This window comes from Empedobacter stercoris, assembly GCF_020281205.1.
GTDB lineage: Bacteria > Bacteroidota > Bacteroidia > Flavobacteriales > Weeksellaceae > Empedobacter > Empedobacter stercoris.
Genome location: NZ_JACXZC010000013.1, coordinates 69,299 through 77,659 on the forward strand (window position 1 = coordinate 69,299; position 8,361 = coordinate 77,659).

The 8,361-nt window shown below is 31.0% G+C and carries 6 protein-coding genes; all 6 read left to right on the forward strand.

Annotated elements, in window-relative coordinates:
• The first annotated feature begins 90 nt into the window (after positions 1-90).
• The 6 genes from IF125_RS07920 to IF125_RS07945 all read left to right on the forward strand — a co-directional run bounded on the left by IF125_RS07920 (position 91) and on the right by IF125_RS07945 (position 6,990).
• Positions 91-450, forward strand: coding sequence for a four helix bundle protein (locus tag IF125_RS07920; protein WP_225542112.1), 360 nt, complete (start codon positions 91-93; stop codon positions 448-450).
• 53 nt (positions 451-503) lie between these two features.
• Positions 504-1,109, forward strand: coding sequence for a sugar transferase (locus IF125_RS07925; RefSeq protein ID WP_225542113.1), 606 nt, complete (start codon positions 504-506; stop codon positions 1,107-1,109).
• Between the two features lie 28 nt (positions 1,110-1,137).
• Positions 1,138-1,791, forward strand: coding sequence for an acetyltransferase (locus IF125_RS07930; RefSeq protein ID WP_225542114.1), 654 nt, complete (start codon positions 1,138-1,140; stop codon positions 1,789-1,791).
• 47 nt (positions 1,792-1,838) lie between these two features.
• Positions 1,839-2,432: an acetyltransferase gene (locus tag IF125_RS07935; protein ID WP_225542115.1), complete on the forward strand. Its 594-nt coding sequence runs from the start codon at positions 1,839-1,841 to the stop codon at positions 2,430-2,432.
• 2,675 nt (positions 2,433-5,107) lie between these two features.
• Positions 5,108-5,890, forward strand: a complete 783-nt coding sequence (locus IF125_RS07940) for an RNA polymerase sigma factor (RefSeq protein WP_225542116.1) — start codon at positions 5,108-5,110, stop codon at positions 5,888-5,890.
• A gap of 2 nt (positions 5,891-5,892) precedes the next feature.
• Positions 5,893-6,990, forward strand: coding sequence for a hypothetical protein (locus IF125_RS07945; protein WP_225542117.1), 1,098 nt, complete (start codon positions 5,893-5,895; stop codon positions 6,988-6,990).
• Positions 6,991-8,361 lie beyond the last annotated feature (1,371 nt).

An 8,361-nucleotide genomic window follows, 5' to 3' on the forward strand; every position in this document is an offset into this window, starting at 1 on the left:
GAAACTAGACTCTCTAGTTCCTAATTCTTAGTCTCTGGTATCTAGTTTCTAGTAACTAATCTCAGGTTTCTAACCCCTAAAAAGATAAATATGAAAACGCATAAAGATTTAGAAGTTTGGAAAAAATCTGTTGATTTTGTAACGACGATTTATAGCGAAACTCAAAATTTTCCGAAAGAGGAGATTTATGGTTTAACAAATCAAATGAGAAGAGCAGCTGTATCAATATCAAGCAATATAGCTGAGGGAAGCGCTCGTCAAGGAAATAAAGAGTTAGTTCAGTTTTTGTATATTGCATTAGGTAGTGCTGTAGAATTGGATACTCAACTTATTATTGCACGAAATTTAACCTATATTAATGAAGAAAAATTTATTCAATTAATAGTAAAATTAGAAGAAATAGCAAAAATGTTAAACGGTCTAATTAATTACAGAAAAACAAAACTCTAGTCCCTAATTTCCAATCACTAACCCCTAGTCCCCAGTTTCTAATCCCTAAAATTATGTACAAAAATTACCTTAAACGCTTTTTAGACTTTACAATTGCTTTAATCGGTTTAATCTGTTTATCACCTGTTTTTATGGTGGTAACAATTGGCTTATATTTTGCCAATCAAGGGAAGCCCTTCTTTTTTCAGGCACGTCCAGGATTGAATGAAAAGATTTTTAAAATCATTAAGTTCAAAACGATGAATGATAAAAAAGATGCACAAGGAAATCTTTTGTCTGATGCCGAACGATTAACACCCATTGGGGCATTTGTACGCAAAACATCCTTGGACGAAATCCCACAATTAATCAATGTCTTAAAAGGTGATATGTCACTAATAGGACCACGCCCTTTGTTACCTCAGTATTTACCATTGTATAACGAAACACAGAGAAAAAGACATTTGGTACGACCAGGTATTACGGGTTGGGCACAAGTCAACGGACGCAATGCCATTTCATGGCAAAAAAAGTTCGAATTAGACGTATGGTATGTAGAGAATCTTTCGTTTGCAGCAGATTTGAACGTGTTCTTTACAACCTTTAAAAAAGTGTTCAAGTCAGAAGGAATTTCAGCCGATGGACATGTAACGATTGAACCTTTTAACGGAAAAAATTAAATAAAATTTTCATATAACGCACAAAAAAATGAAAAAAATAGCAATCTTTGGAGCAGGTGGTTTTGGTCGTGAAGTAAAGACCATCGTTGATGCAATTAATAAAACACAACCTAATACTTATAATTTTGTTGGTTTTTATGATGACGGTAAAGAGAAAGGATCAATTATTAATGGTTTTCCTGTTTTGGGAGGAATTAAAGAATTAAACGAAGTTACTTCTGAATTATCATTAATTATTTCTATAGGTGATCCTAAGATAAAGAAAGTAATTCTCGATAAAATAGAGAATTCTAAACTTCAATTTCCAACAATTATTCATCCCAATACTTCTATTTCGGCAGATGATGTTACAATAGGTAAAGGTACCATTATTTGTGAAGGAACAATAATTACTTGTAATATAAAGATTGGAGATTTTGTTATTTTTAATTTAATGTGTACTGTTGGTCATGATACATTAATTGATGATTATTGTGCTTTTATGCCAAGTGTTAATATATCAGGAGAAGTCCATCTATACCAAGGTGTATATGTTGGTACTGGCGCTAAAATTATAAATTTGTTAGAAATTGGTGAAAATACAATCATAGGAGCAGGTGCTGTAGTTTCAAAATCTTTACCTGCAAATTGTACAGCTGTTGGTATTCCTGCAAAACCAATAAAATTTCATGAGGTTATATAATAAATAAATTTATGTACCATAGCTTTGCATTATTTTAAAATATACAAATGTATTTAGTAGGAGCAAAAGGGCATGGAAAAGTTATTTTAGATATTCTTGAAGATTTAGAAATAAAAGTTGACGGATTTCTTGATGTAGATGAATCAATAAATTCAGTTTATCAATACAAAGTTTTGCATAGTTTCCCTAACGAAAGAAATATGTTCATATCAATAGGAAATAATGCTACACGAAAAATGATTGTGAATAATCACCCACAATTTAATTATTTAACGCTTATTCATCCAAAAACAGCAATCTCAAAACGAGCTAAAATTGGAGAAGGGTCTGTTATCATGTCAGGGGTTTCTGTGAATACGGAAGTACAAATAGGTAAACATTGCATTATTAATACCAATGCTTCAATCGATCATGAATGTGTAATTGAGGATTATGTACATATTTCACCCAATGTGGCGTTAGCAGGAAATGTAGAAGTAGGTGAGGGAACTCATATAGGTATAGGAACTGCTGTCATTCAAGGAATTAAAATAGGCAAGTGGTGTACCATTGGTGCAGGTGCTGTTATTATAAAAGATATTCCGGATGGCGCAACTGTAGTAGGTAATCCAGGAAGAATTATTAAAATTAAAGATAGTTAACATACAAAAGGCTCCTATTGGAGCTTTTTATATGTTAACTAATTTGAAAAATTCATATAACTTAATTTCTCGTGCCTCACAAATTCTTTCAAGTGTTGATATTGGCATATTATATTCAATATAATTATCATCTTGAGAAGCTTTTTTAATTTTTCTGACAACGCTTTCTTCAATATTATGTTCGTCAGCAAACTTTCTTTGTGATTCAGATTTTGTTATCCAGTTATTATATATGAATTTACATATACGTCTATTAGAACTATCCATGATAGCAAATTAATAGTAGTAAATAAAAAAAACGCGGTCGATAGTGCGCAATTAAAATATTATTATTATATTTGTTATCAGATAGTTAAAAAATAAAGTAAAAATACTTTTATCTCGCTTTTGAAAACTGGTAATTTTTGTAGCAACGAGAAAATAAGTAAATTTGCTCACGACCTAGGCGTGGGCTCTCTTATTGTTGCTCGGTATACCAGTACCTCAAAAGCTTTAAGAAGAGTTCCATGCCTTTCTTGTTTTTGGTCGTTTTCTTCCATCACATTCGCATCGAACTTTATACACTTGGTTATTCCTCTATACCATTTGTTTTACCCTCTACACTTTTGCAAGATTTAAAGATTTTGCACAGACGGTTATTCGATTCAGTTAGAATTGTAAGATGTTTTTTAAGTATTAAGTAAAATGTAAAAAGTACAATGTATTATGTATTTGAAAAAGGATCATAAAATGTCATATGATTTGGAGGCGAGTGTCAAAAAGTTGAAGTAAATGGTTAAAATATTTTACTGTTTGCGTAGCAAATGATTTAAAACATTGAATGGCTGAAACTTATTTTGACCGTCGAAAATCAAAGACAAGAGTTTTTTGATTACTTTTTTGCTCTCTTCCCCGAAGGGCATATGAATACCGACAATAAAAATAGATATGTAATGAATAAAAAAGTGATAGAAAGATTCTTCAAGAAGTATTAATGTTCATCTTCATTCCTGATTTTTTTACGTTCGTTTCAATAGATTGTAGCTCGTCTGCAAATCGTATGTCGGCTCTAAAATTGGTTGTTAGAAGTGGATGAGGTTAAGATTCTTCGACAAGCTAAGAGTGACAACGAATTTAAGTATTGAAAAAGGCTGAAGAAAATGTCATATGATTTGGAGGCGAGTGTCAAAAAGTTGATGAGAATGGTTAAAATGTTTTACTGTTTGCGTAGCAAATGATTTAAAACATTGAATGGCTGAAACTTATTTTGACCGTCGAAAATCAAAGACTTGATGTTTTGTAATCACATACTCTGTTTGCACAGACTTTGCATTAAGGTAAAAGTTAGAAGAAAAAAAATAGAAAGATTCTGCACTTCGAGTGCCTCAGTGCCTGTATTATAAGTGAATTTGAATATAATAAGAATAAAAACGTAGAACGTTGAGCGTTTAACGTAAAAATCACCCCCCTTTCCCAAAAACAAAGTTGGCGCGATGTACAGGAAAAGGAGTGGCTTTTAAAAAAAATGTTGAATTAAAAAACGATGTAAAATTATGTGAATATTTTACTTTAAAATTAGTAGGCAATCTTGTGTTGCGCTTCAAGAACTATTTTGTGCTATCCCTTGGGTATACACAAAGAAAAACCATGACTCACATGGTACAAAAATTTCGATCCTTACTGTTGAATAAACAAGTGGGAGTGCAAAATTTGTAAACAATTATGACTCACATTTTATTCCCCAAAGACAACCTAAAAGAGTGTTAATGATCTTCATAGAATGTATTAGTGTTAAATTTTATTTCATTTATTAATGTATTTTTTAAAACTGTCCAAGGGGAATTTGTGGGTTGAGAGAATTGTGTTATGTACAAAGTATTATGTATTCAGATTTAGGATGAGGTTCTGAACATAGTTACGATAATATGGAGATAAATAGTAGTTCATTTTTTATTCATTACTTTTTGCTTGATCAAAAAGTAATCAAAAAATCAAGTCTGTGCATACAAGTCGGTCAATAATGGCTATTCGCTAAATGCTTTAAATCATTCGCATATGAAATGCGAACATAAATCATTTTTAACGCTCTTTACGCCGAATTGACACTCGACTTTTCAGCAATGACGAGTTTAGAATTCGTTGTTATAAATGGATTTGAGTATTGAAAAAAGAGTTAAAAATCCGACGATTTAGAATCGAAATGATAACGAATTTGAACTTAGAAAAAAGGATTAAAAAAATGTCATATGATTTGGAGGCGAGTGTCAAAAAGTTGAAGTAAATGGTTAAAATATTTTACTGTTTGCGCAGCAAATGATTTAAAATATTGAATGGCTGAAACTTATTTTGACCGTCGAAAATCAAAGACAAGCGTTTTTTGTTTCGTTTTTTGCGCTCAAAAAATGAAAAAAGATTTCTCGATACCTCGAAATGACATATTGGATGCGATTCTGAGACAAGCTCAGAATGACAAAATTTGTTGATAAAAATGAATTTGAATATTAATAAGAAAAAAAATGTAAAACGTTAAGCGTATCACGTCAAACGTAAAAATAAAAACCCCTTTCCCCAAAACAAAGTTGGCGCGATGTACAGGAAAAGGAGTGGCTTTTAAAACTAATGTTGAATTAAAAACTATGTAAAAACGTAAAACGTTAACCGTAGAACGTAAAACTTAATAAAAAACCACCTTTATTATGCTAGAAAAAGAATATGAATTACTGAAAAAAGGCGATCCCAAAGCCTTAGAAAAAATTTATGTACGACATAAAAGGTTACTTTTTTGGATTGGTAAACAAATAATTACAGATGAATTTGTTGTAGAATGTTTGGTACAAGATGCTTTCCTTAGATTATGGGAATATCGAGATAACATAGAAAGACCTGAACATATCTTTTATTTCACGCGACTTGTTTTGAAACAAAGTTGTTATTCGCATTATAGAAGTTCTAAAAACAAATTTTTTAGGTCAGTGCATTCATTAGAGAGTTACGAGAATTATGATATCTATTTGACTGGATACGATCCGTTAGAAGTTGCAGAAAACATAAGGGATAAAGTAATACATGACGAACATTATGAAGAAATTAGAAAAATATTACCCCTATTAAGCGCTGAAAGAAAACATTTGATTGAACTCTGCTTGAAATATGGATTTAGATATAAAGCAATTGCCAATGCTATGGGAAAAAGAGTTTCAGAAACGAGTAAGGAGATTAAAAGTGCAATAGAGGATGTTAAGAGCCTGATTAATAGTCATGATATATTAGTGTCTAAAAAGAAAACAGTTTCCGAGGAAAAGGCACAAAATCAAATGACCGAAAAACAATCGTTGATTTTAAAGCTTCGATTCGAGAAGAAACAATCGTTTACAACAATTGCCAAGACATTAGAAATTTCTCAGAAAGAAGTGCACAATGAATTTGTAGTCGCTTATAAATTGACTCAACAAAACAAGTTTAAACCACTAAATATCTAAATATGGAAAATTCTACAATCTTTTTAACACGTAAAATACAGTTAATTGCTGATTTACCGACCCAAGAAGAACGAAAAGAAGTTTTGAGTACGCTTTATAAATGGCAAAATAGATGTTTTATAGCGGCTAATTTGATTGTTTCTCATTTGTATGTGCAAGAAATGGTGAAAGATTTTTTTTATTTCTCTGAAGGAATCAAATATAAATTAGTAGATGAAAATAAAGATGAAGATGGAATACTAGAATGTTCTCGTATGAATACCATTTATCGTGTGCTCTCAAAACGTTTTAAGGACGAAGTTCCGATGTATATATTGTCTAGTTTGATGAATACCTTATACCTATCTTTCAAGAAAGATTGTGTCAGGTATTGGAAAGGGGAACTTTCATTAAAAATTTTTAAACGGGATATAGCAATTCCTTTTAATATAGACAGGATAACTAAATTCTCGAATGATACAGAGAAAAAAGACATTTATTTTAAACTTTATAAAATACCTTTTAAAACGTATCTTGGAAGAGATTATATTGATAATCATAAGTTATTGGAGCAAATAGTAAGCAAAGAAATTAGAATTTGTAGATCAAACATTAAATTAGAAAAAAATAAAATATTTTGGGTATTCACGGTAGAAATTGAAAAAGAAAAAAATCAATTACAACCCGATATTATTGCAGAAGTTTCTTTGTCATTAGAATATCCGTTGGTTGTAAAAATAGGTAGATCTCAGCTAACCATTGGTAGCAAAGAAGAATTTCTATATAGAAGATTAGCCATACAAGCTTCTCGTAAAAGAATACTAGAAGGAGTGCCTTTTTGCAAAGGAGGGAAAGGAAAAGCAAGAAAATTAAAAATAGCAAAAAAATTAAAAAATACAGAGAGTAAATATATTCATCATCGCCTACATGTCTACAGTAGAATGTTAATTCATTTTTGTGTGGAAAAAAAAGCAGGAACGATAGTTATTGTAGATCAAGAAGAAAAAATACAAATTGCCAAAGAAGAAAGATTTGTCTTAAGAAACTGGAGCTATTATGAGCTCATACATAAAATAAAATACAAAGCTGATAAAGCAGGTATTGAGCTTATAACAGCTTAAACCATAATTTCGGAGGGTGATTTGTACACCCGTAGGGTGGGGTGATTGTTAACGCTCATCAAATGTGAAAAACATATACAAAAGGGGGATTTTTTTAGATTTTATTGAAACTCGTTAGATAGTCCCAAGATAAAGGCAGGATAAAGGCAGGATAAAGGCAGGATAAAGGCAACATAGTGGCAGTAGGGTGGCAGTAGAATATTTGTAAAAGGTTTTTGATATGGGATTTACGATGTAAAATGTTTTTATGAACAATTAGATATGAGATTCTTTGAAAGTTCTGAATGACAAGGAATTTGAATATTGAAAAAGAATTAGAAAAATCCGGCATTAAAACTCTCACGTTAAGAAAATGGTTGAATGGAGCGTTTAAAAGGTTTTAGCCCGTAGGGTTTTTAAAATCTTTAGTGGAATGAGAACATTTTTAGTAGAGAGGTTTACGGCCTTGACTTTTTGGTTACTTTTTATTCAATTAAAAAGTGACATTAAAGAATTTTTAATTTCAAATGTTATTAATAAGGAATTTGAATATTGAAAAAGAATTAGAAAAATCCGACGATTTAGAATCGAAATGCAATTCAACTCTAAATTATTGGAATAAAAAAAGTTGGAGTGTTTGAGTGGAGCGAGTTGCCAACTTTATGGAAATAATTTATTTAAAATACCTGAGCCATACCATGGCTCCTCCTTTTAATTTCAAATGTTTTTTTAGATGAGTTTCCCCGAAGGGCATATGAATACCGACAATAAAAATAGATAAGTAATGAATAAAAAAATGAAAGGAAGAGCTTTTTCGACAAGCTAAGAATACCAACAAGATGAGATTCTGATACAAGCCCAGAATGACAAAATCTGTTTTTAAAAATGAATTTGAATATTGAAAAAGGATGAGAAACCGGCATTAAAACTCTCACGTTAAGAAAATGGTTGAATGGAGCGTTAAAAAGGTTTTAGCCCGTAGGGTTTGTAAAACGTTTAGTGAAATGAGAACATTTTTAGTAGAGAGGTTTACGGCCTTGACTTTTTGGTTACTTTTTAGTCAAGTAAAAAGTGACATTAAAGAATTTTTAATTTCAAATGTTATAAAACGTGGATTTGAATGTTTAAATAGGAATTAGAAAAATCCGACGATTTAGAATCGAAATGCAATTTAACTCTAAATTATTGGAATAAAAAAAGTTGGAGTGTTTGAGTGGAGCGAGTTGCCAACTTTATGGAAATAATTTATTTAGTTGAATTACCTGAGCCATACCATGGCTCCTCCTTTTAATTTCAAATGTTTTTTTGGATGAGCTTCCCCGAAGGGCATATGAATACCGATAATTAAAATAGATATGCTATGAATAAAAAAAGTGACAGAAAGATTCTTCA